The 1,012-nt window shown below is 70.1% G+C and carries 1 protein-coding gene; it reads right to left on the minus strand.

The window, feature by feature from the left end; genetic code table 11:
* Positions 1-119 precede the first annotated feature (119 nt).
* Complete coding sequence (locus tag FL311_RS43340) at positions 120-938, minus strand: IS66 family transposase (RefSeq protein ID WP_141333540.1); 819 nt, start codon at positions 936-938, stop codon at positions 120-122.
* Between the last annotated feature and the right edge of the window lie 74 nt (positions 939-1,012).

Raw genomic sequence — 1,012 nt, forward strand, 5'->3', positions numbered from 1 at the left:
CCAGCGTGACCTGTCGGCGGAGCACCCGGAGGACCGGTTTGGCCGAACCGGTGCGGACCGGTTTGGCCGAACTCACCCCGACCGGGTTCGCCGAACTCCAGAGGACCTGTTACGCCGAGCTACGACACCTCGCGTGCCTCGGGGGCGGTGGCCAGCGCGTCGAAGAAGCGGCGACGTACGTGGGCCCAACACCCGACGCGGACGCGGCCCTGGGGCAGCGTCACCGCGTTGTAGCCGGTGTACGCGTCCACCACGAGGGCGCCCGAGGTGCCGCCCAGGACTTCCTTCGGTGTCTTGCTGGCCCGACCCACGCTGAAGCGGTAGCCGATGAGCCACTGGCCCGCCTCATTCTGGGTGAGGAAAGTCCAGAGGTAGCCCAGGCGCGTCTTCTTCACGTCCAGCACGCGCAGCGGCGTCTCGTCGGCCCACACCACGTCCGCCGAGGCAATGCATTGCAAGAGGTGCTGGGAGAGCGGCAGCAGCACCGAGGCGGCCTGGTGGAAGAGGTCCGTCAGCGTGCTGCGACTCATGGGCACGCCGCTTCGCTCCACCCGCTGGGCCAGCCGGTGCAAGGGCATGGCGTCGGCGCATTTCGACGTCACCACGTGCGCGATGAAGCCGGGGCCGTACTCGCCCCTGTCCACCACCCGGGCTGGAGGCGGGGCAGTCACGACGCCCCGGCCACACGCGCACGCCAGCACCTCCTGCACGTGTAGCTGCTTCTCGAATCTCGCGGGAATGTGCTCGTACACCACCGTGGTGCGACCTTTGCCCAGCGGCCTCAAGTCCTCGCCGCCGCATGCCGGGCAGTGGCGCTCCTCGGCGGGCACCGCGTGGCGAATCTCCCGCGCCGGGGCCTCCTCCGCCTTCCGGGCGGCCCTCTGCTGTTGCGAGGCGGGCTGGTTGATGGACGAGCGAGCCGCCTGATTGATGGGCATCACCGAGCGCGAGCGTCAGCGCGCGCGCCCGGTGATGGGAGTGGCCTAAAGAGCGGCGGAGTCGGTGTCGAGCA

The organism is Myxococcus sp. AB025B (assembly GCF_006518215.1).
GTDB classification, from domain to species: domain Bacteria; phylum Myxococcota; class Myxococcia; order Myxococcales; family Myxococcaceae; genus Myxococcus; species Myxococcus fulvus.

What these genes read in the sequence shown, in the direction of transcription:
- FL311_RS43340 (WP_141333540.1), bottom strand. Translation starts at nt 938, where the DNA reads ATGCCCATCAATCAGGCGGCTCGCTCGTCCATCAACCAGCCCGCCTCG.